27 protein-coding genes and 1 riboswitch are annotated in these 26,140 nt (G+C 44.4%); of the genes, 20 read left to right on the top strand and 7 right to left on the bottom strand.

Features of this window, described 5'->3' with window-relative positions:
- The first annotated feature begins 1 nt into the window (after position 1).
- From DRB05_RS20010 to ung, 17 genes are all read left to right on the top strand, one after another.
- Positions 2-1,204 carry an NADH:ubiquinone reductase (Na(+)-transporting) subunit B gene (locus tag DRB05_RS20010; protein WP_128728482.1) on the top strand — a complete coding sequence of 401 codons (1,203 nt, stop codon included), beginning with the start codon at positions 2-4 and terminating at the stop codon, positions 1,202-1,204.
- Positions 1,194-1,943, top strand: coding sequence for a Na(+)-translocating NADH-quinone reductase subunit C (locus tag DRB05_RS20005; protein ID WP_128728481.1), 750 nt, complete (start codon positions 1,194-1,196; stop codon positions 1,941-1,943). The genes DRB05_RS20010 and DRB05_RS20005 overlap by 11 nt, the downstream gene beginning before the upstream one ends.
- Positions 1,943-2,575 (top strand): NADH:ubiquinone reductase (Na(+)-transporting) subunit D, encoded by a 633-nt coding sequence (locus DRB05_RS20000; protein ID WP_128728480.1) that lies wholly within the window; start codon positions 1,943-1,945, stop codon positions 2,573-2,575. Before DRB05_RS20005 ends, DRB05_RS20000 begins: the two co-directional genes overlap by 1 nt.
- A 10-nt stretch (positions 2,576-2,585) precedes the next feature.
- Positions 2,586-3,194, top strand: coding sequence for an NADH:ubiquinone reductase (Na(+)-transporting) subunit E (gene nqrE, locus DRB05_RS19995; RefSeq protein ID WP_088529916.1), 609 nt, complete (start codon positions 2,586-2,588; stop codon positions 3,192-3,194).
- Positions 3,195-3,214: 20 nt separating this feature from the next.
- Complete coding sequence (gene nqrF / locus DRB05_RS19990) at positions 3,215-4,441, top strand: NADH:ubiquinone reductase (Na(+)-transporting) subunit F (RefSeq protein ID WP_128728479.1); 1,227 nt, start codon at positions 3,215-3,217, stop codon at positions 4,439-4,441.
- 108 nt (positions 4,442-4,549) lie between these two features.
- Entirely contained in the window at positions 4,550-5,581 is a 1,032-nt protein-coding gene (locus DRB05_RS19985; RefSeq protein ID WP_128728478.1) for an FAD:protein FMN transferase, read from the top strand.
- A 100-nt stretch (positions 5,582-5,681) separates the two neighbouring features.
- Complete coding sequence (gene nqrM / locus DRB05_RS19980; protein ID WP_010372193.1) at positions 5,682-5,894, top strand: (Na+)-NQR maturation NqrM; 213 nt, start codon at positions 5,682-5,684, stop codon at positions 5,892-5,894.
- A gap of 80 nt (positions 5,895-5,974) precedes the next feature.
- Positions 5,975-6,574, top strand: coding sequence for a histidine phosphatase family protein (locus DRB05_RS19975; RefSeq protein ID WP_128728477.1), 600 nt, complete (start codon positions 5,975-5,977; stop codon positions 6,572-6,574).
- Positions 6,565-6,720, top strand: a riboswitch (cobalamin riboswitch). (Overlaps the previous gene by 10 nt.)
- 69 nt (positions 6,721-6,789) lie before the next feature.
- Positions 6,790-7,587, top strand: coding sequence for an ABC transporter ATP-binding protein (locus DRB05_RS19970; RefSeq protein WP_128728476.1), 798 nt, complete (start codon positions 6,790-6,792; stop codon positions 7,585-7,587).
- Positions 7,584-8,609 carry an iron ABC transporter permease gene (locus tag DRB05_RS19965; RefSeq protein WP_128728475.1) on the top strand — a complete coding sequence of 342 codons (1,026 nt, stop codon included), beginning with the start codon at positions 7,584-7,586 and terminating at the stop codon, positions 8,607-8,609. Before DRB05_RS19970 ends, DRB05_RS19965 begins: the two co-directional genes overlap by 4 nt.
- Positions 8,602-9,657, top strand: a complete 1,056-nt coding sequence (cobT, locus tag DRB05_RS19960; protein ID WP_128728474.1) for a nicotinate-nucleotide--dimethylbenzimidazole phosphoribosyltransferase — start codon at positions 8,602-8,604, stop codon at positions 9,655-9,657. The genes DRB05_RS19965 and cobT overlap by 8 nt, the downstream gene beginning before the upstream one ends.
- Positions 9,657-10,439 (top strand): adenosylcobinamide-GDP ribazoletransferase, encoded by a 783-nt coding sequence (locus DRB05_RS19955; RefSeq protein ID WP_128728473.1) that lies wholly within the window; start codon positions 9,657-9,659, stop codon positions 10,437-10,439. Before cobT ends, DRB05_RS19955 begins: the two co-directional genes overlap by 1 nt.
- Positions 10,439-10,978: a bifunctional adenosylcobinamide kinase/adenosylcobinamide-phosphate guanylyltransferase gene (gene cobU, locus DRB05_RS19950; protein ID WP_128728472.1), complete on the top strand. Its 540-nt coding sequence runs from the start codon at positions 10,439-10,441 to the stop codon at positions 10,976-10,978. Before DRB05_RS19955 ends, cobU begins: the two co-directional genes overlap by 1 nt.
- Positions 10,975-12,447, top strand: a complete 1,473-nt coding sequence (locus tag DRB05_RS19945; RefSeq protein WP_128728471.1) for a cobyric acid synthase — start codon at positions 10,975-10,977, stop codon at positions 12,445-12,447. The genes cobU and DRB05_RS19945 overlap by 4 nt, the downstream gene beginning before the upstream one ends.
- A gap of 1 nt (position 12,448) precedes the next feature.
- On the top strand, positions 12,449-13,045 hold the full coding sequence (gene cobO / locus DRB05_RS19940) for a cob(I)yrinic acid a,c-diamide adenosyltransferase (protein WP_128728470.1): 597 nt from the start codon (positions 12,449-12,451) through the stop codon (positions 13,043-13,045).
- The gene (locus DRB05_RS19935; protein ID WP_128728469.1) at positions 13,045-13,896 is read left to right on the top strand and encodes a cobalamin-binding protein; all 852 of its coding nucleotides are present in this window, start codon (positions 13,045-13,047) and stop codon (positions 13,894-13,896) included. Before cobO ends, DRB05_RS19935 begins: the two co-directional genes overlap by 1 nt.
- Entirely contained in the window at positions 13,893-14,561 is a 669-nt protein-coding gene (gene ung, locus DRB05_RS19930; protein ID WP_128728468.1) for a uracil-DNA glycosylase, read from the top strand. The genes DRB05_RS19935 and ung overlap by 4 nt, the downstream gene beginning before the upstream one ends.
- 40 nt (positions 14,562-14,601) lie before the next feature.
- Here ung and DRB05_RS19925 read toward each other — a convergent pair whose 3' ends face one another.
- Together DRB05_RS19925 and tal are read right to left on the bottom strand one after the other, a co-directional pair.
- Positions 14,602-14,793: a DUF3545 family protein gene (locus DRB05_RS19925; protein WP_128728467.1), complete on the bottom strand. Its 192-nt coding sequence runs from the start codon at positions 14,791-14,793 to the stop codon at positions 14,602-14,604.
- Positions 14,794-15,202: 409 nt separating this feature from the next.
- Positions 15,203-16,153, bottom strand: coding sequence for a transaldolase (tal, locus tag DRB05_RS19920; protein ID WP_128728466.1), 951 nt, complete (start codon positions 16,151-16,153; stop codon positions 15,203-15,205).
- 273 nt (positions 16,154-16,426) lie between these two features.
- Here tal and yaaA point away from each other — a divergent pair, with 273 nt between their 5' ends.
- Both yaaA and DRB05_RS19910 read left to right on the top strand, forming a co-directional pair.
- Positions 16,427-17,203, top strand: a complete 777-nt coding sequence (gene yaaA / locus DRB05_RS19915) for a peroxide stress protein YaaA (protein ID WP_128728465.1) — start codon at positions 16,427-16,429, stop codon at positions 17,201-17,203.
- Positions 17,200-17,478: a hypothetical protein gene (locus DRB05_RS19910; protein ID WP_128728464.1), complete on the top strand. Its 279-nt coding sequence runs from the start codon at positions 17,200-17,202 to the stop codon at positions 17,476-17,478. The genes yaaA and DRB05_RS19910 overlap by 4 nt, the downstream gene beginning before the upstream one ends.
- A 9-nt stretch (positions 17,479-17,487) precedes the next feature.
- Here the strand turns inward: DRB05_RS19910 and DRB05_RS19905 are convergent, their stop codons facing one another.
- The 5 genes from DRB05_RS19905 to DRB05_RS19885 form a co-directional block, all read right to left on the bottom strand.
- Positions 17,488-18,273 carry a hypothetical protein gene (locus tag DRB05_RS19905; RefSeq protein WP_128728463.1) on the bottom strand — a complete coding sequence of 262 codons (786 nt, stop codon included), beginning with the start codon at positions 18,271-18,273 and terminating at the stop codon, positions 17,488-17,490.
- A gap of 59 nt (positions 18,274-18,332) precedes the next feature.
- Positions 18,333-20,306: a flavohemoglobin expression-modulating QEGLA motif protein gene (locus DRB05_RS19900; RefSeq protein ID WP_128728907.1), complete on the bottom strand. Its 1,974-nt coding sequence runs from the start codon at positions 20,304-20,306 to the stop codon at positions 18,333-18,335.
- Positions 20,296-21,342 (bottom strand): glutathione synthase, encoded by a 1,047-nt coding sequence (gshB, locus tag DRB05_RS19895; RefSeq protein ID WP_128728462.1) that lies wholly within the window; start codon positions 21,340-21,342, stop codon positions 20,296-20,298. The genes DRB05_RS19900 and gshB overlap by 11 nt, the downstream gene beginning before the upstream one ends.
- Before the next feature lie 147 nt (positions 21,343-21,489).
- Positions 21,490-23,130: a methyl-accepting chemotaxis protein gene (locus tag DRB05_RS19890; protein WP_128728461.1), complete on the bottom strand. Its 1,641-nt coding sequence runs from the start codon at positions 23,128-23,130 to the stop codon at positions 21,490-21,492.
- A 220-nt stretch (positions 23,131-23,350) separates the two neighbouring features.
- Positions 23,351-25,582, bottom strand: a complete 2,232-nt coding sequence (locus DRB05_RS19885; protein WP_128728460.1) for a S9 family peptidase — start codon at positions 25,580-25,582, stop codon at positions 23,351-23,353.
- 112 nt (positions 25,583-25,694) lie between these two features.
- Here DRB05_RS19885 and DRB05_RS19880 point away from each other — a divergent pair, with 112 nt between their 5' ends.
- On the top strand, positions 25,695-26,087 hold the full coding sequence (locus tag DRB05_RS19880; protein ID WP_128728459.1) for an HIT domain-containing protein: 393 nt from the start codon (positions 25,695-25,697) through the stop codon (positions 26,085-26,087).
- Positions 26,088-26,140: the final 53 nt, after the last annotated feature.

Raw genomic sequence — 26,140 nt, 5'->3', positions numbered from 1 at the left:
AATGGCCTTAAAGAAATTTTTAGAAGACATTGAACCTCACTTTGAACCTGGTGGTAAACACGAGAAGTGGTACGCGCTTTATGAAGCCGTAGCAACTATCTTCTACACTCCTGGTTATGTAAACAAAGGTGCAACGCACGTTCGCGATAACATCGACCTAAAACGTATTATGATTTTAGTGTGGATGGCGACGTTCCCTGCAATGTTCTTTGGTATGTTCAACATCGGTCACCAAGCTGCACTTGCACTAGGTAACGGTTTTGAGCTTGCCAATACTTGGCAGGTAGCTATTTTCCAAGCGCTTGGTGGTGAATTAACCGCTGATGCAGGTTGGGGTGCCAAGATGTTCTATGGTGCGTGTTTCTTCTTGCCTATTTACGCTACTGTGTTTGCAGTTGGTGGTTTCTGGGAAGTGTTATTCGCGTCAGTTCGTAAACACGAAGTAAACGAAGGTTTCTTCGTAACCTCGGTATTATTTGCGCTTATCCTGCCTGCGACAATTCCGTTATGGCAAGCTGCTTTAGGTATTACGTTCGGTGTTGTAATCGCGAAGGAAATCTTCGGCGGTACGGGTCGTAACTTCCTAAACCCAGCACTTGCAGGCCGTGCGTTCTTATTCTTCGCATACCCTGCTGACATCTCTGGTGACACAGTGTGGACAGCTGTTGATTCATTCTCTGGTGCAACTTACTTAGGTCAAGCGACTGCAGGTTCACTAGACTACAACAACATGGACCTTTGGTTTAACGCGTTTTACGGCTTTATCCAAGGCTCTGTAGGTGAAACATCAACACTAGCAATCTTACTTGGTGGTTTGTTCCTTGTTTATGCTCGAATCGCGTCATGGCGTATCGTACTAGGTACATTCATCGGTATGGTTGTAATGTCATTCGTTCTAAACGCAATCGGTTCTGAAACAAATGCTGCGTTTGCTATGCCTTGGCACTGGCACTTAGTACTCGGTGGTTTTGCATTTGGTATGTTCTTTATGGCAACAGACCCTGTATCTGCGTCTTTCACAGACAAAGGTAAGTGGTTATACGGTGCGCTAATCGGTGTAATGGTTGTGCTTATCCGTGTTGTTAACCCGGCATACCCAGAGGGCATGATGTTAGCAATCCTATTCGCTAACCTTTTTGCTCCACTATTCGACCACTTCGTAGTGCAGTCAAATGTGAAGAGGAGATTGGCACGTGTCAACTAATAATGAATCAATGGGCAAAACGCTCGGCGTAGTTGTTGGCTTATGTTTAGTGTGTGCAATCGTAGTATCTTTTGCTTCGGTTCAGCTTCGCCCTATGCAGCAAGCAAACAAAAACGAAGATATTCAACGAAATATTTTAGCCGTTGCTGGCTTCGATAAAGTTAAAAATGTATCTGAAGTTTTTAACCAAAATATCGAATCGCGTGTTGTGAGTCTTAAAACCGGTGAGTTTGTAGAAGACGTCAAAGCGGAAACCTTTGATTTTGAAGCAACTAAGTTTGATGCCAAACGTAGTTACAAGCTTTCAAAAGAAGAAGACAAAGCAGGTATTCAACGTATCACGAATAACTCTCCAGTTTATTTTGCAAAAGATGACCAAGGTCAAGTCTCTACTATCATTCTACCAATCCAAGGTTATGGCCTTTGGGGTGTGATGTATGGCTTCCTTGCGCTAGAAGCTGATGGTGAGACAATTAAGTCAATCAACTTTTATAAGCACAGCGAAACTCCAGGTCTGGGTGGCGAAATTCAAAACCCTAAGTGGACTGCACTTTGGGAAGGTAAAGAGCTTCCTGTAGACGTAGTTAAAGGCAGTGCTGGCGGTAACGAACACAAGATAGACGGTCTATCTGGTGCAACGCTTACCTCTAACGGTGTTGATCACACAGTTGATTTCTGGACAAGCGACAAAGCGTTTGGTCCATTCCTTGCGAAAGTACGTAAAGGAGCATTGAACTAATGGCTAATGCAAAAGAAATGAAGGAAGTCTTGTTTGGTCCTGTTTTTGCGAACAACCCGATTGCACTGCAAGTGTTGGGGATTTGTTCTGCACTAGCGGTAACTTCAAGCCTTAAAAATGCACTTATCATGTCAATCGCGTTGACATTGGTTACTGCGTTTTCAAGTTTATTTATCTCAATGATCCGTAATCACATCCCTTCTAGTGTGCGTATCATTGTACAAATGACGATTATTGCATCTCTAGTAATCGTTGTAGACCAAGTGCTTCAAGCCGTTGTTTACTCAACAGCGAAAGAACTATCAACGTTCATCGGCCTTATCATTACTAACTGTATCGTAATGGGTCGTGCAGAAGCATACGCAATGAAGTCACCACCAACAATGTCGTTCCTTGACGGTATTGGTAACGGCTTAGGTTACTCTGTTGTACTTCTAACAGTTGGCTTTATCCGTGAGCTATTCGGTGCGGGCACATTGTTTGGCGTTGAAATCTTACCACTTATCTCTGAAGGTGGTTGGTATCAGCCTATGGGTCTACTAGTTATGCCATTCAGTTCGTTCTTCATCGTAGGTGCATTTATTTGGGCACTGCGTACTTGGAAGAAAGACCAAGTAGAAGCGAAGGCATAAGGGGAGAGAGATGGAACAATATATTAATTTATTTATCAAAGCAGTTTTCATTGAAAACTTAGCTTTATCTTTCTTCTTAGGTATGTGTACTTTCTTGGCGGTATCTAAGAAAGTAACCACGTCGCTAGGTCTAGGTATTGCGGTAATCGTTGTGCTAGGTATTTCTGTACCAGTAAACAACTTAGTTTACCACGCAGTGCTAGCGCCAGGTGCCCTAGAGTGGTTAGGCTTCCCTGAAGTGGATCTTAGCTTTCTACGCTTCTTGACGTTTATCGGTGTAATCGCAGCGCTTGTTCAAATTCTAGAAATGACATTGGACAAGTTCTTCCCAGCTCTATACAACGCGCTAGGTATCTTCTTACCGCTAATCACAGTTAACTGTGCGATTTTCGGTGCGGTATCATTCATGGTTGAGCGTAACCTAAACTTCGGTGAATCTGTAGTTTATGGTCTAGGTTCAGGTGTGGGTTGGGCACTTGCTATCGTATTGTTAGCAGGTATTCGTGAGAAGATGAAGTATGCAGATGTTCCTGATGGTTTACGTGGCTTAGGTATTACCTTTGTTACTGTAGGTCTAATGGGCTTTGGCTTCATGTCATTCTCTGGTATTTCACTGTAAGGTAGCGAGGAAACTATACGATGGAAACTATTGTATTAGGCGTAAGCATGTTCATCGCTATCGTTGTGATGCTAGTGCTTATCATCATTGCAGCGAAATCGAAGCTTGTAGCAAGCGGTGACGTTACAATTGATATTAACGGCGATCCTGAAAAAGCGATCAAGACTCCTGCTGGCGGTAAGCTATTAGGTGCACTTGCAAACGCGGGTATTTTCGTATCGTCTGCATGTGGTGGCGGTGGTTCATGTGGCCAGTGTCGCGTACATATTAAAGAGGGTGGTGGTGATATTCTACCAACCGAACTTGACCACATCTCTAAAGGTGAAGCACGTGAAGGCTGTCGTCTGGCGTGTCAGGTGAATGTTAAAAACGACATGGAAATCGAAGTTGAAGAATCAATCTTCGGTGTTAAAAAGTGGGAATGTACAGTTATCTCTAACGATAACAAAGCAACTTTCATCAAGGAGCTAAAACTAGGCATCCCTGAAGGTGAAGTTGTACCTTTCCGTGCAGGTGGTTACATTCAGATTGAAGCACCAGCTCACCATGTTAAATATGCAGACTTTGATATTCCTGAAGAATATCGTGCTGACTGGGAACGTTTTGGTTTCTTTAAGCTAGAGTCTAAAGTTGACGACGAAACGATCCGTGCTTACTCAATGGCTAACTACCCAGAAGAGTTTGGCATCATCATGCTAAACGTACGTATCGCAACTCCGCCGCCAAATAACCTAACATTACCTTGTGGTAAGATGTCATCGTACATCTGGTCACTAAAAGAAGGTGATAAGGTCACTATTTCTGGTCCATTCGGTGAGTTCTTCGCGAAAGACACTGATGCAGAAATGGTATTCGTTGGTGGTGGTGCTGGTATGGCACCAATGCGTTCGCACATCTTCGATCAGCTTAAACGTCTTAACTCTAAGCGTAAGATGTCTTTCTGGTACGGTGCTCGTTCTAAGCGTGAAATGTTCTATGTGGAAGACTTTGACGGCCTAGCTGAAGAAAATGATAACTTCGAATGGCATGTTGCCCTTTCAGACCCTCAACCTGAGGATAACTGGGAAGGTTACACTGGCTTCATTCATAACGTACTTTTTGAAAACTATCTTAAAGACCATGAAGCGCCAGAAGATTGTGAGTTCTACATGTGTGGTCCTCCAATGATGAACGCAGCAGTTATTAACATGCTTAAAGACTTAGGTGTTGAAGACGAAAACATCCTACTTGATGACTTCGGTGGTTAATTAGGTTTCGGTCTAACAATGAACTTAAGTTAGGATATAAGCCCTCCAGCAAAATGCTTTGCTCGAGGGCTTTTTTATACCCGTTGGTACTAAACTCAGGGAATTCAGATGCAAGCAAGTTACGCTTTTTTATCTAGATTTTTTATTATTTCGTTTTTATTTGTTTTTTTAGCAGGGTGCCAAGACGCAAAACCTGAAACCAAGGAAATCGTGCTGTCTGGTAAAACTATGGGCACGACATACAACATCAAAGTATTCCCCGGTGAAAAGCCGCTCGGACAAGCGCAGTTGCATGATGAGGTTGAGCAAGCATTAAAGGCTGTTAATCAATCTATGTCCACCTATATCCCAGACTCTGAGATTAACCAGTTCAATCGTTTAGCAGCGAATACCGTGATGCCTATCAGTGAAGACTTTCGCTTGGTAGTTGCAGAATCTATCCGCCTTGGGAAGTCGACCAAAACGCTTGATGTTACCATGGGACCGCTTATCGATTTGTGGGGGTTTGGTCCTGACAAAAGGCCAACAATGCGTCCGTCACAGTCAGAGTTAGACGATATGCGTACTCGTATCGGTGTCGATAAACTTGTATTAAATGACAGCGGCCTTGCTAAAACAATCGCTGGGCTCGAGTTATCATTCTCAGCAACCGCTAAAGGTTATGGCATTGATAAGGTCGCTGAGGTGATTGAAAACCATGATATTCATGACTATATGGTTGAAATCGGCGGTGAGCTACGCGTTTCTGGCAAGAAGCCGGATGGTGAGTGGCGTATTGCTATCGAGAAACCCGATGCGCCTGTTGGTCAACGCCAAATTCATCGCGTGATAGAGCCAGGCAAAAACGGTATTGCAACTTCAGGTGACTATCGTATTTTTTATGAAATGGATGGTGAAACCTTTACACACCTTATTGACCCAACAACGGGTCGCCCAGTTAAACATGAGCTGGTATCGGTAACGGTATTACATCCATCTGCGATGACGGCTGATGGCCTAGCAACAGCATTGACTGTGATGGGCACGGAGCGTGCAAAGGCTTATGCCACTGAGCATCAACTCCCCGTGTATTTGATGTATAAAAGTCCAGAAGGGATCAAGAGTTACGCGAGTGAAGCTTTTCAGCCGTACTTGAATTAAGCTGCACAACACCCCATAATTTAATTGTGAGTGACGTCATGAAAGCGTATAATTTGCGCGTCGTCACTCAATTCAATGTAGCAATAAAAGGGGCTAGATAATGTCTTTATTCCTCCTTACTTTCGGTTTACTTATGCTTATCGCTGTTGCGATGGCAGTAGGCGTTATCGTACAAAAGAAATCCATGGCCAGTAGCTGTGGTGGTTTGGGCTCAATGGGCATTGACAAAATTTGTGATTGCGACGATCCATGCGACAAACGCAAAAAGCGGTTAGCAAAAGAAGAGATGTGGAAAGAAAACCAGATCCTGTAATCGTAGAATGATATCAATTGAAAACGCAAGCTTAGCTTGCGTTTTTGCTTTTTGGGTAACAAACCTCAGGTTAAGTAAAAATGCAGCGGCAGCTATATTTTGTTCGTCATGGTGAAACGACTCTATCAGGCCATTTACTTGGAGTGACAGATCCCGAACTCAGTAACATAGGTGCTCAGCAATTGCTGCAATCATTAACGAGCCTAAGTGGCCTGCAGCGAATTATTAGCTCTCCAAGAAAGCGCTGCCTGAATACTGCTAACGCTTTTGCAAAGCAGTATCAACTCCCTGTTGAGGTGGAGCCAAATCTCGCCGAATTTGATTTTGGTTTATGGGATGGACAACCTTATGATACGCTTTGGCGAGAAACCCAATCTCCAAGTATTGGCGATTTTTGGCAAAACCCTTGGCTGCACACGCCTCCTGAGGGCGAGTCTATGTATGATTTTCATCATCGGGTCACCACGTGGTGGCACAGCATTTTGGCGTCGCCAAGTGAAGAGTGTATCGCTGTTGTTGCGCATGCAGGAGTAATAAAAGCGCTTGTAGCACTTATTCTTGACCTATCGCCCGAACTTACCGCATACCAAGCGAAGATAGATATTCCCTATGCGGGTATAGTAAAAGTTGAGGTGTTTTACGACAGCAGCCAAACCGCTTGGCCAAAAGTTGTATTTTAGACGTCTAGACTTCATAATATTGCAAATTTCGTGATAGGCAGATATTGGGAATGAGGTGTGAGTCCTCAACTGTCCCCGCAACTGTAAGTGCTTGAGCCTTGGCTCTTGCATAAGTCAGATACCAAGGCCTATCTATATACTTAAGCGGGCAGACTTAAGTCAAAGTTGTCGCTTGTCTATAAGCTACTACTTTGCCGTGCCCAGTCAGAGGTGCTATGGCAGTTACTCCACAGTTTCAAGTCGATAAACTTAGCGTGCAGCTTGGTGGTAAAGCCATCTTAAAGGCACTCAGCTTTGCTATTAATTCGGGTGAATTTATTGGTTTGCTCGGACCGAATGGTGCTGGAAAGTCGACTTTGCTGCGCACTTTATATCAATACACAGCACCAAGCTCTGGGACGCTATTTTTCAACGGTAAGCCGCTAGCTAGTTATGGACGTAAGGCCTACGCGAGACATGTTGCTGTGGTGCTACAAGACATCCCCGCTGAGTTTTCTCTGCCATTATTTGATATGGTATTGATGGGTCTAACACCGAACAAATCACTGCTCGCGACAACGACGGCTGCTGAAAAACAGGCAATCTTACATGCCATTGAGCAGGTTGGATTGAGCCATAAGTTGGAGCAATGTTTTAGCTCCTTGTCTGGCGGGGAGAGGCAAAGGGCAATGATCGCACGTGCCATGGTGCAAGCGCCTCAAGTATTGATAATGGATGAGCCCACCAGCCATTTGGACATTAAATATCAAATCCAAATTATGGAGCTGGCCAAACAGCTTGGTGTTACTATCATTGCGTCTTTTCACGACTTAAATTTGGCTAGCGCCTTGTGCGATCGCTTATTAGTATTAAATAACGGTGAGCTGGTTGCAGATGGGTCGCCACTTGAAGTCATTAACGAAACCCTATTAAGCCAAGTTTTTGGGGTATGTGCAGAGGTTTCTACTGTCCGTCATCCGCCAAATAACGGTGAGATCCCACATATACGCTTTCATTACGGGTATCAGTTATGATTGCCGCAAAGCGGATCGCGTTGATCTCGATACTGTTATTGAGCTTATGCTGTTTTAGCATGCTGATGGCACTTAAGATCGGTGCGATTGATTTATCTTGGCATACGGTTATACAAGCGATTATTAATTTCGATCCCAACGTACTTCAACAACGGGTGGTAGTTGAACTTCGTCTGCCACGGACGTTACTGGCGATGAGTGCGGGAGCAGGACTGGCGATAGCGGGTCTTATTTTGCAAACCGTGACGCGTAACCCGCTAGCTGATCCTTATTTATTTGGTATTTCTTCAGGTGCTTCATTCGGTGTGGTGGTGCTTATTGCGCTATTTGGTGCACAGTCTAGCCTAATGATGTCTGGGGCTGCATTTGTCGGAAGTTTGCTGTCGATCATACTGCTTTTATTTGTAGCAAAGCGCAATGCACTACAGCAGGTGGAAACTATGCTCTTGGCGGGCGTCGCACTTTCTTTTCTGTTCAGTGCCTTTACCAGCTTGTTGCTTTATTGGAGTGACCCTCAAGCCATCAGTGCAATCTTGTTTTGGAATCTAGGCTCATTTGCAAGGGCGAGCTGGCAATGGCTATGGCTTCCATGTTTGGTCGTGTTGCTGAGTTTTATCACGCTTTTAGTGATGCGTCGGCCACTCAACGCCTTGTTGCTCGGAGATGAAAGCGCCACCACGCTTGGCGTGAATGTAGGACGAGTGCGAATAGGTATGTTGTTATTGAGCTCTTTACTCACTGCAGTACTTGTGGCTGCGTGCGGCGGAGTCGGATTTGTAGGCTTGATGATCCCGCATATCGTGCGCTTTTTTATCTCGCAAGCAAAGGTCATTGGGCTTGTGGCCACCGCGCTGTGCGGTTCGCTTTTGATGCTATGGGTGGATGTATTGTCGCGCACGCTTATCGATAATCAGGAACTTCCTGTGGGTGTGATTACCGCCGCCATTGGCAGCGTGTTCTTCTTAGCATTGCTTATTTTCAAAAATCGCCGCTCTGGAGGCGTCGGAGTTACCCATGGTTAAACCGTTAGATACTCGCTTAAACACGCTTATTCAACAGCGCATTGACTTAAAAACCAAACCGCTAGGTGCGCTAGGTAAGCTTGAAGCTTTGGCTGCGCAGCTAGTACAGATCTTCTCACAAGGGCAGGCGCAATTAGACGTAGATCAGTTAGCAATAACACGCCCTACAATGTTTGTTTTTGCGGGCGACCATGGTATTGCAAGTCAAGGTGTTTCTATTGCGCCAAGCGAAGTGACTGGGCAAATGGTTGCAAACTTTGTGCAGGGCGGTGCAGCGATCAACGTCTTTTGTCGACAACTTGGTTGGCAGTTAACCGTAGTAGATTGTGGCACATTAGTGCCATGTGAGCCTGCGCCGAATTTGCGCTCACAGCGACTTGGCGATATTACTCATGCCTTCCATAAACAGCCTGCGATGAGTGAAATGCAGCTCAAACAAGGACTTGAATATGGAGAGCAAGTGGTGATGTCCGCTATTGAAGCGGGTAGCAACGTGATTGCTTTTGGTGAAATGGGGATTGGCAACACCAGTTCTGCAGCTGCAATTTTAGCGGCGCTCAGCGGGGCGAGTGTGGAATTATGTGTGGGGCGCGGTACAGGCATTGACGATGAAACGCTTTGCAAAAAACGGGCACTTATCAAACAGGCTCTAGAATATCATCAAGATAAGCTTGCGACGCCAGAACAAATTTTACAGCGCCTAGGTGGCTTTGAAATTGTGCAAATGGTTGGTGCCATGCTGGCGGTTGCTCGTGCACAAAAAGTGATTATAGTGGATGGCTTCATCTCCACCGCAGCGGCTATGTTGGCAAGTAGAATAGCACCACATAGTAAGCAATATATGGTGTTTGCTCACGGCTCTATGGAGCAAGGCCATAAGTTAATGTTAGAGCAGTTAAACGCTGAGCCATTACTGTATTTAAATATGCGCTTGGGTGAGGGAACGGGCGCCGCTCTAGCGCTTCCATTATTACAAGCTGCGCTAGGCTTTTTTTGCGAAATGGCAAGCTTTGCCGATGCCCATGTTACGCAAGTGGTAGACGCATAATGCAGTGGCAACAAGAGTGGCGACTGTTTAAGCTTGCTGTGATGTTTTTAACGCGGGTGCCAATTCGTTTGGATCCTGCCCCTTCATCTGATGAACTTAACGAAGTGAGTGGTTACTTTGCTTTAGTTGGTTTATTTGTTGCTAGCTTCTCGGCCATACTTGGCTATGTTGCCGGTAGTAGTGTAGCGCCAATGTTCGGCGCCGTCGTTGCACTGGCTGTGAGTATTTTACTTACCGGGGCTTTTCACGAAGATGGTCTTGCCGATGTTTTTGACGGTTTTGGCGGTGGCTGGAGTCGTGAACAAAAGCTTGAGATCATGAAAGATAGCCGTCTTGGTACATACGGTAGTTGTGCGCTGATATTGCTGTTATTGGCCAAATTTTCGCTTTTGGCCATGCTCTTTAATGACTTTGCAGTGACACTCGCTGCACTTATTTTAGCCCATAGCCTCAGCCGTGCCTTTGCGGTGTCTTTAATCGGTGCACTTAACTATGTACAGGCTGATGAGCTGAGCAAAGTTAAGCCGGTAGCGAAACATCTATCAAGTGCTGCGGCGACTCGCCTTACGCTCACTACCATCGCGATTTTAATTTTCTGTTGGCCATGGCTTGCGCTTTCACTGTTCGACTTGCTGATGCTGTGTACTTGCTTATTTGTGTTAAGACTTGTGTGCATTAAATGGTTTAACGCTCAGCTTGGTGGTTACACCGGAGACTGTTTAGGGGCTGCGCAGCAACTTGCTGAGCTTGTTATTTTGCTTTTTATTGTGGGTCATCTCTAATGGCACAAATACAGTTAATACTGGGCGGTGCTCGCTCAGGCAAGAGTCGCTTGGCAGAGCAGCGCGCTATTCTATTGTTAGAGCAAGGTGCGGTGAACGAACTTTACTATGTTGCAACTGCAAAAGCTCAAGATGAAGAAATGAAAAGCCGAGTGTTTGCTCACCAGATGCAGCGCGATAGCCGCTGGCATCTAGTAGAAGAGCCATGGCATATTGATAAGCTTATTGCTACTGCACGCGAAGATACGCTGTTACTTATCGATTGTTTGACCTTATGGCTGAGTTTTGGCTTATGCGAAATGGGTAAAGCCGCGACCATAGACAAAAAAGAGCATTTGCTGGTGGCACTAGAAAGCTGCGTTGCCACTGTTATTTTGGTGAGTAATGAAGTGGGGCATGGGATAATCCCGCTTGGCGAGCTAAGCCGTGAGTTTGTTGATGAGTCTGGTTGGCTACATCAAGACATTGCTAAAGTGGCCGACAGAGTCGATTTTGTTATTGCAGGCTTGCCACAATGTTTAAAAGGTCAAGACGTATGAAAACCTTAATGGTACAGGGCACCACGTCTGATGCCGGTAAAAGTACACTGGTTGCGGGACTTTGCCGGGTGCTGCAACGAAGAGGCTTATCGGTTGCACCTTTTAAGCCGCAAAATATGGCACTAAATAGTGCCGTCACACCTTGCGGCGGTGAAATTGGTCGAGCACAAGCACTCCAAGCCGAAGCCGCAAAAGTCCCGCTATCCACAGACTTTAATCCAATTTTACTTAAGCCAAATTCCGACACTGGCGCACAAGTGATCATTCACGGCAAAGCCATTAGCAATATGGAAGCAGCCGCTTATCATGATTACAAAAAGGTAGCGCTGGACGCCGTACTTTCCTCACATCAACGCCTCAGCGAACAATTTGAGCTGTGCATAGTGGAAGGGGCGGGGAGCCCTGCTGAGATCAATCTGCGTGAAAATGACATAGCCAATATGGGGTTTGCCTGTGAAGTCGCGTGCCCCGTGATCATTATCGCTGATATCGACAAAGGCGGGGTGTTCGCACACTTGGTTGGCACACTTGCACTATTAAGCGACTATGAACAAAGCTTGGTGAAAGGGTTTGTGATCAATCGCTTCCGTGGTGATATTGCGTTATTGCAATCAGGACTTGACTGGCTCGAGCAAAAAACGGGTAAGCCTGTACTTGGGGTATTGCCCTATTTGCACGGCTTAGCGCTCGATGCAGAAGATGCGGTGACGGTGGACAATATCTGTGAACGGGGATCGTTAAGTGTTAGGGTTTTACTATTTCCTCATATTAGCAATCACACCGACTTTGACACCTTGCGCTTAAACCCTGAAGTGGATTTGCGTTATGTACGCTATCAAGAATCTATCGGTCCTTGTGACCTAATCATATTGCCTGGCAGTAAAAATGTGTTGAGCGATTTAACCTTCTTAAGCAAACAGGGTTGGGCAGAAGAAATCAAACGGCACCTGAGATATGGTGGTAAGGTACTAGGTGTGTGTGGCGGTTTGCAAATGTTAGGTAAGTTCATCAGAGATCCAAATGCGGTGGAATCAACACTCGGTGAAGTCGCTGGGCTTGGTCTGGCTGACTTTGAGACCACACTCTCAGAACAAAAAGTACTGACGCAAGTATCTGGCATTTGTCAATTGGATGAGCAAAGTGCTGAAATTTGTGGTTATGAGATCCATGCAGGGGTTTCTTCTGGAGCGGCACTAGAGGTGCCATTCTTGCGATTTAACACACATCCAAATAACAATGTGCAGGACGGTTTTATCTCCCGAGATAATCAAATTGCAGCCACCTATTTACATGGTTTATTTGATACGGTCGCCGCCACACAGGCTATCTTGTCTTGGGCCGGTAGTAAGCAAGCGGGCACTGCCGCGATTGATTTAGCGAAGCACAGAGAGCAGCAAATTACGCGTCTTGCCGACAGCTGTGAAGCACATTTAGATTGGCAAAAATTGATGAAAATAATTGAGGAATAACATGAGCGAACAACAAGATAAGCATCAGCAACGACAGCAAAAAGTAAAACAACAAGTCGATGAAAAAATTGCCGCAGCGCAGCAAGAGCAGGGCATTTTGCAAGTGATCACAGGTAACGGTAAAGGTAAGTCAACATCTGGTTTTGGCACCGTTGCGCGTTGTGTCGGTCATGGTATGAACGCAGCAGTTGTGCAGTTTATTAAAGGAACCTGGGATTGTGGTGAACGCAATCTGCTCGAAAAAGTCGGCGTACCATTTGCGGTCATGAAAACGGGCTTTACATGGGAAACGCAAAACCGTGAAACCGATACTGCCGCTGCACAGGCGACATGGCAGCAAGCAAAAGTATGGCTACAAGACGAAAGCATCGACTTGGTATTGCTCGATGAAATTACCTATATGTTGAGCTATGACTATCTAGATTTGGACGAAGTCATAACGGCGCTAGAAAACCGTCCTAGCATGCAGTCAGTGATTGTAACTGGACGCGGTGCACATCGACGCCTGACCGAGCTTGCAGATACCGTGAGTGAAGTGCGTAATGTGAAGCATGCGTTTGAGGCCGGCATTAAGGCGCAAAAAGGGTTTGACTACTGATGCTAAAATTCGCCTTATTTATTGTACTAGGCTTGGCCTTTAGCGTTAATGCTAAGCCCGCAGAGCGGATCATCGCGCTTGCGCCTCATATTGTCGAAAATTTGTATGTAATAGGAGCTGGGGAGCGGATTGTAGGCACGGTCGCCTATGCCGATTATCCAGAATCAGCCAAGCAACTGCCTCAAGTTGGCGACTATCAAGGCATTTCGGTTGAGAAAATTTTGGCACTTAAGCCTGATCTTATCATTGCGTGGAAAAATGCAAGTCACGTTCCTATGCTTGAAAAGCTCGAAAGCTTTGGTGTTGACGTGATTTACAGTGAAGCGAAATATCTAGATAAACTACCCGAGGAGTTGCTACGCCTAGGTAAAATTACTGGCCTTGGAGCTCAAGCACAGCAACAGGCTGATTTATTTGCTAAACGTTTAAATGAGCTAAAAGACCAGTATAAACAAAGCGCTAGCTTAGCTGTATTTTATCAATTGTGGCCATCACCGCTGATGACCGTGGGAGGCGAAAGTTGGTTACAGCAAGTCTTTACTGTGTGTAATGTGAAAAATGTTTTTGCTGACGCCACCACGGACTATCCGCAAATTAGCATTGAGAATGTTCTGTTGAAATCACCACAAGTGATTGTGATCCCTGAAGAAAAGACCAAACAAGAAGTTAAAGCAATTGCATGGCAGCAATGGCCGTCGATCCCGGCGGTAAAGTATCAACAAACTATTTCGGTAGATGCCGATCTGCTCCATCGCTATAGCTATCGTATGCTCGAGGGAATATCGGATTTATGTGGTAAACTCGACGTTTCTCGAAGCCATTATAATATGATGAAAAAAGGTGAAGCATGACAACGTGGAGTGACGTGTTAGGTCAGGAAAAACAACAAGATTACTTTAAACAAACCATGGATTACGTGGCAGAGCGTCGCGCTCAAGGTATAAATGTGTTTCCGCCCCATGAACAGGTATTTGAAGCGTTCAAAGTCACGCCTTTCGATCAGGTGAAAGTGGTAATTTTAGGGCAAGACCCCTACCACGGCCCCAATCAAGCCCATGGTCTATGTTTCTCTGTGCTGCCGGGGATTAAGCCGCCGCCGTCGTTAAATAATATGTATAAAGAGTTAGTGCAGGATATTGATGGTTTTCGCATACCCAATCACGGCTACCTAATTGATTGGGCTAAGCAGGGCGTGCTGTTGTTAAATACGGTGTTGACAGTAGAACAAGGCCAAGCCCATTCACATAAGCATTTGGGCTGGGAGCGCTTTACAGATGTAGTGATTGAAAAGCTGAATGCTCACAGCGAAGGTGTTATTTTCTTGCTTTGGGGATCACACGCCCAGAAAAAGGGTAAGAGTATAGACACAAATCGTCACCATGTTTTACACGCACCACATCCTTCGCCGCTCTCTGCACATCGCGGTTTCTTTGGAAGTGGCCATTTCAGTAAAACCAATCAGTTGCTCACACAAATGGGTAAGCAGCCAATCGATTGGCGATTGGCCGAGCTATAGCAGATAGAAACCAAAAAGAGCGCCGTGAAGGGCGCTCTTTTTAGCTTAAATCAAATTCGTCTAAATCAACATTGTCTGCGAAAATATCTAATTCCTGTAGTTCTTTGCGTAGCCGCTGTTTATCTTTTAGCGCTTCAATTTCACGCCATTTTCTCTTTTTGCCCTTAGATGAAGTTTTTTTCCTAGTATCCGGACTTTCTAATAATTCTAATAACTCGTCTAGGGTATCCATGAAAATCTCCTATTGATAAAAACAACCTAAAGTGACATTTGCTTTGGTTGTTGTTAGTACTACAACTGCAATGACACCGTTGATTTCTTCATACTATTTGGCAAACCTCTACATGAGGAACCGATAAAAGTCTGATAGCTAAAGTACGTTACAAACAACCCCATGTTGCTTGTTTTTTGTACCAAAACCAGAAGGTAGCGGTATCAATTTTCACTTCAAGTGATATTGATATACCACAGACGGGATAAAAATAAAACACAATTGTGTCTTTTGGGTTAAAAGCAAGTGACAGTTTGATGAAAGTCAAAGAAGGCGTGGAGGAGAGTTTTAATGCAGAGTGTGGAGTAGGGCTTAAAGTTATAAAAAACGCCGCATTATGCGGCGCTTTGAATTCGAATGTTTAAGGCACTTATAATGCTTTAAAGCGTGCAACTAGTGTTTCTTGCGCATCGGCAAATGAGCGGATACCCTCAGCTAGCTTTTCAGTGGCCATTGCATCTTGGTTATGTAACCAGCGGAACTCACTTTCGCTAAGCGCTGCAGGTTTTGCTTTAGGCTCAAAGTCAGCTTCAAGTAAGTAATCTTCGTTTGCAGGCATTGCAGCAAGCTCTTCTAATAAAGAAGGGCTAATCGTGAGCTTATCACAACCCGTTAGGGCTAGGATTTCACCTGTGTTTCTGAAGCTGGCGCCCATTACAACGGTTTTATAACCGTGCTGCTTATAGAATTCAAAAATACTACGAACAGATTGCACACCCGGGTCTTGTAGTGGGTCAGTTGGTTTTTCTAAGCCATTGGCAACGTGCCAATCTAGAATACGACCAACAAATGGCGAAATTAAAAATACGTTTGCATCGGCACATGCACGCGCTTGCGCTTCGCTAAATAGTAGCGTTAGGTTACACTTAATACCTTCTTTTTCCAGTGTTTCAGCGGCTTTAATACCTTCCCAAGTCGATGCAATCTTAATCAAGATTTTGTCTTTGCTAACGCCTTGCGCTTCATATAAATTTAATAGCGTTTTTGCTTTTGCGATAGTCGCTTCGGTATCAAAAGATAAACGTGCGTCTACTTCGGTTGAGATATATCCCGGCACAGAGTTCGCGATTTCTTTACCAATCACAACGGCAAAATAGTCACAAGCAAGCGCTAATTGCTTGTCAGCGTCACTTTCATTGGCTTTGGCATAATCCCAAGCTTCTGTTAGATAAGGCTGATAAGCAGGCGTCTCTGCTGCTTTAAGTAAAAGAGAAGGGTTGGTCGTTGCATCCTCTGGCTGTAGCTTACGGATGGCTTCAATGTCACCGGTGTCAGCGACGATTGATGAATGTTGTTTTAGCCTATCTAATGCTGAAGTCATGTGTTCCTCATTCCAATATTGATAACAGCGAAGTGATATTAGACGCCTTATGTTGCAACACCATTAAATGGCTGAATAGGTCATATGTCCGTATCGGGCGACATATCACACTCGCTATTTAAGGTTATTGTTATATAAGGTCGAGTTGTAAAGCGAAGCTGTACTTTCTACAGCGAATTACTTAAACCCAAGTGAAAGCGGACAAACACTTGAAGTTACTTGGGGATAGTGTTGAAATTGACATTAATTACTAGCTAAGTCAATAGGCAAACCATGATCACAGTTATCTCTCCTGCGAAAAACCTAGACTATGAAACACCCGCACCAATCAAGACGCATACTCAGCCAGAGTTGCTGGAGCATAGCGAGTCACTTATTCAAGTTTGTCGTGAGTTATCTCCACAACAGATCGGCAGCTTAATGAAGATAAGCGACAAGCTCGCAGGCTTAAATGCGGCAAGGTTTGCCGAGTGGTCAAAGCCCTTTACACAAGACAATGCTAAACAAGCTATTTTTGCTTTTAATGGCGATGTATATGTCGGTTTAGAAGCGCAAAGCCTAACTGAGGCTGATTTAAATTATGCGCAAAATCATTTACGTATCTTATCTGGGCTGTATGGCATTCTAAAACCACTTGACTTAATGCAGGCCTATCGTTTAGAAATGGGTACAAAGTTAAGTAACCCGCGTGGCAAAAACCTATACGAGTTTTGGGGCACGATAATCGCCGAAAAACTGAATAAGGTCATGGAAGGGGCACAAACACAATACTTGGTGAACTTAGCTTCAAACGAGTACTTTAAAGCGGTAGATAAGAAAGCGTTAAAAGGCGAGATTATCACACCTATCTTTAAAGATTGTAAAAATGGTCAATACAAAGTCATCAGTTTTTACGCGAAAAAAGCGCGCGGTATGATGGCAAGGTATATCATTGAGAACCAAGTATCGGATTTGGAAAGCTTGAAAGCGTTTGATATTGCAGGATACCGCTTTAGCGAAGAAGCGACGCAAAAGGCCCAAGAACCGGTGTTTTTGAGAGACGAACAATGACAACAAAATTATGGGTAGCAACCGTGTTCGCTGCTGTGTTTGTTAGCGGCTGTAGTGGACATTTTACAACTAGAGTTAGCAATGTGCCGGTCGATTGCGAAGGCGATTCACGTTCGTGCTCGCATAGTTGCCGCAAAGATTACTCTGATCCGATGCAAGTGCAAAACTGTGAGGACCGCTGCTTCCAACAGCAAAATCAATGTCGAGTAGATAGACCGACAGAAGATAAATGGGAAATTACTGACGAAAAACCGACTTATCCCATTACCTTCTAATTCACTATGCTACGCGCCTTTGGGCAAGCTCATGTAGGCGCGTACGACTCGATCTCTAAATGTTAAATCTTCTGCTTTTGCAGCCGTTCTGTATAGCTGGCAAAACCCTTCGGGCTTCCCTGTTTGTAATAAAATGTCATCTAAAGAATCGATGTCAGTTAGGGTCTGCTTCCAGCGTGATACTATGTTAGTGTCTGGCTCTGGTAGCTGGGAGAGGATTTGCTCAGATAGCTTAAATTCACTGTTGGTAGCGACTTTGATCATATCGTCATTAGCCGCTGCTAGCCAAGTAGCGCCTTTTGCGTTGACACAAATTAACGGTAAATAAGGTGCGATGGCTGGAAAGGCTGTGTTTTGAAACACATCCACTTGCCAATAAGATCGGGCAATCTTCACGAACTGCTCGAAACTGGTGATGGCTGAAAAGCCTGATTGTGCAATGGGCTTAATTTCAACTCTGGGTTTGTTTGCGTTCACGGTATCGTTAGCAGTATCTATATACCAATCTCCTACAAACATTGCATTTTGAAAGTATTCATCGCGCAGTGAACCCCATACCTTTTTGAGCTCGGCATTTTCTCTAAGCATATAATTTCTGAGTACAGATAAACATTCTGAATTTTGTTTTAGTTCAGTTGTGACGAGTTTAAACATTTCATCGCGAATTTCTAAGCAGCGACCAAGCGGGTAGGGTTTATCTGAGAAATAGGGATACTTTGGCGCGAGTGTAAGATCGGCTTTGAGCCGAAGGTTTGCAAGTTCAAAAGCGAGTAAATCAATTTCCTGTTGTTTCAAAACAAAGCCACTGTGTCGATACGAGGTAGTACTAGTATAACCACAGTGGCGAATTTGGCCTATTTAATTGAAGAAATTAAATAACTTAGGATTGCATCTGGCTCTGGATCTCGGCTCGTGTCCGGCAGATACTTAGGTCTTGTAAAGATGCCTTGTTCTACTAACGCGTCCAGCGCATCTAAGTGTGCAATGCCCGTTTTACCGAGATATAAATTATCCAAGCTGCGAGCATTGGCAAGCTGCACTATGTCTTTAAAGCCTTTTAAGTAGAGATGGTCTTTAGTAAAGCCACCACCACGGAAAATACGTGTGGTCAGCGCAAAGGCTTCATTGACGTTTAATACGCCTGAGTCAGCTAAAAACTCATACACTTGATAGAATTTATCGCCTTTAAGTAGCATATTAACCGCAATCACCCTAAGCGCTAGTACCTTTAATCGTGTCAGATTTATTTGCCCTGATTGATACTCGCGATAGATGGCAAGGCCTTCTTGGGTGTAAGTATTACCAGGTAGACCTAAGTGCAGCACTTTTAGTTGCTGAGCGTCAGCATTTAAAGTCGTGAGTAAGTGCACGCCAATTTCATGCTCTATCAAGGCATTGATATCGAGCTCAGATAGCATCGCACCGCTATTTACAAGCAGAAGACGCTTACCATTGTCGACCATTGCTTTGGCAACGAGCTTGCTTGATATCGCGACCTTGCAAGGTAAGCCCATAGTCTCAATCGCTTGATTAAAACGTACCAAGGCTTGCTCGGCTGTAATGTCTTTTTTTGGCAAGGTCTCTGTTTCGCGCGCGTGCAGTAAGAAGGTCGCATTATTTATATCGTTGTAATCCGGCTCACCATAATAGCGTAGCGAGTTATACAAAAAGGCTTCGCGACCAATTTGGGTGATCAGTTCGATTTTAGTGGCGTAGCTATCGATCACTTTACGATATAAGTCTTTTACGATCGGATCTTGAATTTTTCCAACGGGCAAGCGATAGAGTTGCTCTTTAAACTCATACGGGTCAATTTTCAGCGGACGATATTTAAACGCAGGCTGGTAATGACGTTTCGAGAAAAAGCGTCGTTTCTCTTGCGCGATATTACTTGGGTTAACGTAATGCAGCGTTTCAAGGTTTTTGGCTATGCGGTAAAGTGCAGAGTCTACATTAATCAGTGCAGGGTCAAGCTGCGACGCTGATTTTGCTTTGCGAAGTGGCTTATAGCAGTGATTTTTAGCAAATGTTTTTGCCGTTTTACTCAAAGCTACATGCATGTTGCGCTGTAGTTTTTCAAACACCACAGGGAATAATTCGCCACTGTTTTCGTCCATAAAGACTTTTTTCACTTCCAGCGGTACCACTAAGGTGTTATCAAAGTGGCAGGTAACATAGTGCGCTTGATAACCTTGGCCCTGAAAGACTGTATTTTCAGCACAATCCACCAGCTGGCCTGCCAGTTTTTTCAGCCCTAGCTGTTTTTTCAGTTCATCTAATACGGCACGAAAACGCAAGGTATCCAGTTGTGCAGTGCCAATGTTAAAGGTTGGTGCATAAGGGTAGCTACGAATTTGATAGTTATAGCTGTGCACATCAAATAGCAAGCAGGCACCAAACTTACGCTCAAGCGTGGTTAATAGTGCACTGAGCACACGGTAATAGGCTGCATGCTTTGACAAGCTAATATCTATGTCTGCATTTGGTAGCGCTTGGTTCCACACTTGTTTACCCCATGCTTCTTTGTATATCGCAAGCTCTGGCGCACGGTTAAGATCGTATTCGTAACGTGAGTCACGCGCGATAAGTGTGATGGGTAATGATTCAATCATGCCATCGGTAAAAGGGTCTTCTTCTTGTAAGCGTTCAGCATCGCTAATGGCGAACAAGCCTTTTAGGCTAGCACGGGTACGGTGGCCTGCGTGTACAGCGGTGGCGACATAAGGTACGTATTCTCTCACTTCGAGGTGAAAGGCGCCTTCAGCAAATTGTCCACTGATGGGTTTACCGGCTTCAAGCGCGGCAATGATGACTTGTTCAGATAGCATGAGCATCTTCTATTACTTGGCGGAATTGGTTTTTGCGATGCGTTACTAGCTCTTTGGCATGCACCACACTCTCTACAAAATCGATAACTTGCACTTGCAGCTTGCAGCGGTTTAAACGGTTAATACGGGTTATCCCACCAGGCGAGAGTACGTTAACTTCAATAAGCTTGCCGCCTATTACGTCAATGCCTACAAAGTACAAACCATCACGCACAAGCTTAGGACCGATATGCTTACATAATGCTTTTTCTTGGTTGGTGAGTTTGTGTTTTACCACTTTGCCGCCAGCATGCACGTTAGCACGCACTTCATTTGCTGCAGGCACTCGTTTCATGGCGCCAATCGGTTCGCCGTTAAGCATTAGGATACGAACATCACCTTCGTCGGCACCTTCAACATAGTCTTGTAAAATGACATAGTTGCTGCCTTTACCGGCCTCGTCGCCACCAATATAAAACTCAAGGAGTGAACTAAAGCTTTGCTTCGCGCGTTTTTCAACGACGATAACACCGCGACCACCAAAGCCATCAAGCGGCTTTAAGATCATTTTCTCTTGCTCTGATTCAGAGAATATACGCTCTAAATACTCTTTGTTTTTAGATACATGCGTATTTGGAATAAATTCTCTCGCAATACCTTGGAAAGACGCCGTGTATAGCTTGTTATTTGCGATACGCAGGCCATCAATATCATTGACAATGAAAGTGTCATCACGAACAGAGTCTAAAAAGTTCATCGCTAAGGTATCAAGCGGTGGGTTGGCGCGCATAAATATCGCGTCAAAACCTGCCAAAGGAAGTTGTACTTTTTTAAACTCAGCTTTGTTGTAAAAGCTCACTAAGTTGTCAGATACTTTTTGGCCCGCAACAAATACATCACAGAAGGCACTGGCGACACTTTCGCGAATAGTGAGGTTGTTTACGGTGGTGATAGCAACGACGTGACCGCGTGATACGGCTTCGTGGATAAGTCTTAGCGTGCTGTCGTTTTCAGCTTCTACACGCTCCCAAGGGTACATAATAAAACAGATTTTCACGGGCTATTTTTGCTCAGCAAATAAATTGGCAATATAGCGGTAAAATAGCGTAGATGCTCACGGATTATTTTTATCGACAAGATAAGGAATATCAATCATCTATTGGGCAAGAAGCAGAGCACTGACTGGTGCTCTGCAAGGCGGATATCATACTTTAAAGCGGTTAACTATGTCACTCAATTCGTGACTTGCCTGTGTGAGTTGCTCACTGGTATTGTTGAGTGAGTGTGTGGTATCCAAAGAGTGGTGGGTGGAGTCAGAAAGTTGAGCTATTCGCTCGTTGACTTCTTGTGCTGCAAGACTCTGCTCATCAGTGGCTTTGGCGATGTGGGTGCTCATATCCGAGATAGCGTCAATTAGGCGCTCAATCTCTGTCAATGCGCTATCTGCATGTTGGACCTGTTCCACTGTTTGCTCCGAGATTTGCTGGCTAATTTTAACCGCAGCTACGGCTTGCTGCGCTTCTTTTTGCAGTCGCTCGATCATGTTGTGGATTTCATCTGTGCTTTGTCCCGTACGACTTGCAAGGGTGCGTACTTCATCGGCAACAACAGCGAAGCCGCGCCCTTGTTCACCTGCTCGAGCCGCTTCTATCGCCGCGTTTAACGCAAGTAAATTAGTTTGCTCGGCAATACCTCGAATAACATCGAGCACAGATCCTATATGTTGACTCTCTTGTGCAAGACTCGTTGTTGTCACGCTCACAGATTGAATTTGCTCCGACAGCTTTTTAATGGCGGCGATGGTTTGAGAAATTGTTTGTTTGCCTTTTTCACTGTAATTACGTGCGTCTGCGGCGGAATGCTCGGCAGTATCTGCATTGCTACTGATCTCACGAACTTGCATGGTCATTTGTTCTGCAGCAGTAGCTACTTGGCGACTATTGTCATTTTGTGACTCAATAAATGCAAGATTCTCTTCACCAGCCGCTTTTACCTGATTGGCCAGTGTTTCCACTTCTTTGGCGTTATGGGCCACTGTCGCGATGGAATGACGCATCTTTTCAGTATATAAGTTAAAGTACTTGGCAAGCGCGGTTACTTCATCTTTACCACTCTCGTCGAGTTGTCGAGTCAAATCACCCTCGCCCTGTGCGATATCTTTCATCATGTCTTTGGCTTGTGTGATAGGGCCGATAATACTCTTACTAATGAGTGCGCTAAACGGGAATAACAGCACGATGAGTACAGCCATTTCAATTAACAGCAAATTTCGAATATAGGAAAACTCAGCTTCTATCGTGTCGAGGTATACACCGGAGCCAATGATCCAACCCCAAGGTGTAAATGCTTTGACATAAGATATTTTCTCGACAGGAGCATCTTTGCCTGGCTTTGGCCACAGGTAAGGAACAAATCCTGCTCCACTTTTTTCTGCCACTTGTACCATTTCAACGAATAAGCGCTTGCCGTTGGGATCTTTTGATTGGCTGAGATCTTTGCCGTTAAGCTCGCTCTTGAAAGGGTGCATCACCATTTTTGGGTGATAGTCGTTGATCCAAAAGTAATTATTTCCTTCGTATCGTAATGCGGCAACGGCATTAAGGGCTGCGGATTGAGCTTGCGCTTCAGGGAGTTCCCCAGATACATATTGTTGATGGAAGTAAGCCACTAAACTATAGGCATTTTCAACAAGGTTTTGGGTTTTATGATATTGCTGCTTTTCGAGTGCATCATATTGCTGCGATAAGCTCACTGCGCTTTGAAGGATAACGCCAATAATAACCACTATGATCAGTAACGCGAGTCGCTGGAAGATGGTGAGGTTTCGGAAAAACTGTTTGGACATAATGCAATCCTTATGTCGTTTTATTATTGAAAGTAGCAAGCGGCGCGAACGCCTCATCAATTCATACTAATTAATCTTAGTAGTCATAACTTGAGATAGAACAATAATTTCAGTTTTTCTTAGTCTTGACGAATAAACAATTAGACCAATGGATTAGAACTAAATGTTGAAAAAGGAGAAGAAGCGCTCAGCTTATAAGAGGCTGAGCGCTATTAAGTGTTTACTTAGCTTCAACCTCAAAATGACGATTAAAAAAGTCAGTAATGGTTTGATGCAAGTGGGTTTGTACTTTTTTGCCACGTAAGCTGTGCTTCGAGCCTGGATAAGTCATCATTTCAAATGGCTTAACTTCGTCCTGCAACTGTTTAAATAGTTTAGTTGCATGGGTAAATAGTACGTTGTCATCGGCCATACCGTGATAGATCATCAGCGGGCCCTTTAGTCCATCAGCATAAGGGAACACTGCACTTTGCTCATAGCCCTTGGCATTTGTATTTGGGTGACCAAGATAACGCTCAGTATAATGTGTGTCATATAGAGCCCAATCAGTTACTGGCGCACCAGAAACACCGGCTTTAAAGTAGTCGCCAGCTTTAAACATTGTCATCAGCGCCATATAACCACCATAGCTATGACCATAAATACCGATACGCTCAGGGTCGACGTACTCTAGCGTACGCAAGAACTCTACGCCTTTAATTTGGTCGGCTACTTCCACGACGCCTAAATGCTTGTAGATTGGATCTTCAAACTTCTTACCACGGTTATATGAACCTCGGTTATCTAATTGGAAAATCACATAACCTTGCTGTGCAAGATATTGGAAATACAAGTTTTTGCTACGCCAGCTGTTGGTCACGCGTTGTGCATGAGGTCCGCCATACACGTTCACAATAACAGGATATTTCTTACCGTTTTCAAGCTTTGCGGGCTTAAATAAGCGGTAATACATGGTTTGACCATCTTCCGCTTTAAGCGTGCCATATTCTGGCGTAGCTAGATTGCTCAAATAAGGCGTTAACGGATGTTCGTTATTCAGCGCATTTTCTTCAAGCCAAGTAACAAAGTCTCCATTCACTTTGCGTAGCGCAACGGCTGGTGGACGGTTTACAGAAGAGCTTTTATCGATAAAGGTACGGTTATCTTTCGCCAGTACAACACTGTGATAGCTGCCTTTTTCGGTAATACGTTTTGCTTCACCATCTTTAAAAAGTGGTACGCTGTATAGGTGGCTTTCGAGCGGCGTGTCTTTGCGGCCAGAGAAGTATACGATACCTTTTTTCTCATCAATGCCCTGAAGGCTTTCAACAATCCAATCGCCTTTAGTGATTTGGCGCACAAGTTGGCCATTGGTTCTGTACAGGTAAAGGTGTTTAAAGCCATCGCGCTCAGATGCCCAAACGAAATGCTTTTTGTCTTTTAAGAACTCAAGGTCAAAATGCAGGTTAATCCAGGTATCACTGGTTTCGGTTAGGGCGACTTGCTGTTTTTTGCTTTTAGTATCGTAAAAGCGCAGTTCCAGTTTTTGCTGTGAGCGATTTTGCCACTGATATGACAATGTTTTGTTGTCTTTCAACCAGTTTGCACGGGCGATGTAAATGTCTTTATCTTCGCCTAGATCAATCCAATCCACCTTTTGGTCATTGATCTTTACAACACCTAATTCAATCTCAACGTTAGCAGTCCCGGTGTATGGGTATCGTTGATTGAATAGCTTGACTTCTTCGGCATAGATTTCGTTACGAATGGCTTCTTGAACTGGGCTTTCATCAATGCGAGTAAAAGCAATTTGTTGCTCATCACCCGACCACCAGTAACCTGTCATGCGGCTCATCTCTTCTTGGGCAACAAACTCAGCCATGCCGTTTTTAATTACGCCACCGCCGTCTTTAGTTAATTGCGTTTCTTTGCCTGACTTGAGATTGATGGTATAGAGGTTTTGCTCACGAATAAATGAAACAAAGTTACCTTTTGGTGAGAAGCGAGCATCGGTTTCGAATGCTTCAGTTTCCGTTAGTTTCTTGCTCTTACCTGAAGCGATTTCATAGTAGTACAAGTCGCCATTGAGTGGGAAAAGTAGCGCTTTGCCATCTTTTGACCATTTGTATTCTAAAATACCACGGCCAAAAATACGTTGACGCTCACGTCGTGCTTTTTCTTCATCTGAGAGGTTCTCTGGGCCAGAAAATAGCGCTGCAGAATCTACCAACAAGCGGTTGGTATTGTCTTTTAGATTGTATTCCCAAAGGTCGTAACGGTTATAGTCTTCTTTTTTACCTTGAAGATAAGTAACACGAGAACCGTCAGGAGAAAATTGCAGTTTTACAGGCGCTTTACCTGACAGAGACGGGTCGTCAAAAAGTCGCTCTAGCGTTAGTTGCTCTGCGCTAGCGGTGACAGAGGCAAGTGCTAATGGAAGAGCGATGGTGTAGTGTTTAATGCGAGAGTGCACGGTAGCCACCTTGTTATATTTTTAAAGTCTGATTGGATGGTAATGAAGCTACTTTGCAATAGCAACAAATTCGGATAGAGTGCCGAGTAAATCGGATTTAAAGAAGTTCACTATGTCATTTGAATTAGCCAAAGAATTACAACGAGACTGTATCCTAGTTACCGAGTGGCCGTTGTGTAGTGTGTTGTTAATGAATGATGCTCAGTACCCTTGGTTTATCTTAGTACCTAGGATTGTGGGCGCGAAAGAAATTATTGATTTACCTGGGTCGCAGCAAGTTCAATTTTGGCAAGAATCGGCCAAGCTCAGTCGTTTGTTGCAAGACACCTTTACCCCAGATAAATTAAATGTGGCTGCGCTTGGTAATATGGTGCCACAACTACATGTGCACCACATCGCGCGATTTAAAACCGATATTGCATGGCCAAAACCGGTTTGGGGACTCTATCCAGCAAAACCCTATAGTGATGAGGAAGTTGAGCAGCTAAAAGCGAGTTTTGAATAGATAAGTATTGTATTAGGGACGAGGGTCGATTAAAGTTTCATTGAGTTTGTTTC

The sequence above is a fragment of the Pseudoalteromonas sp. A757 genome (assembly GCF_004103285.1).
In the GTDB taxonomy this organism is placed as follows: domain Bacteria; phylum Pseudomonadota; class Gammaproteobacteria; order Enterobacterales; family Alteromonadaceae; genus Pseudoalteromonas; species Pseudoalteromonas galatheae.
This window is presented reverse-complemented; position numbering and strand designations above follow the sequence as displayed.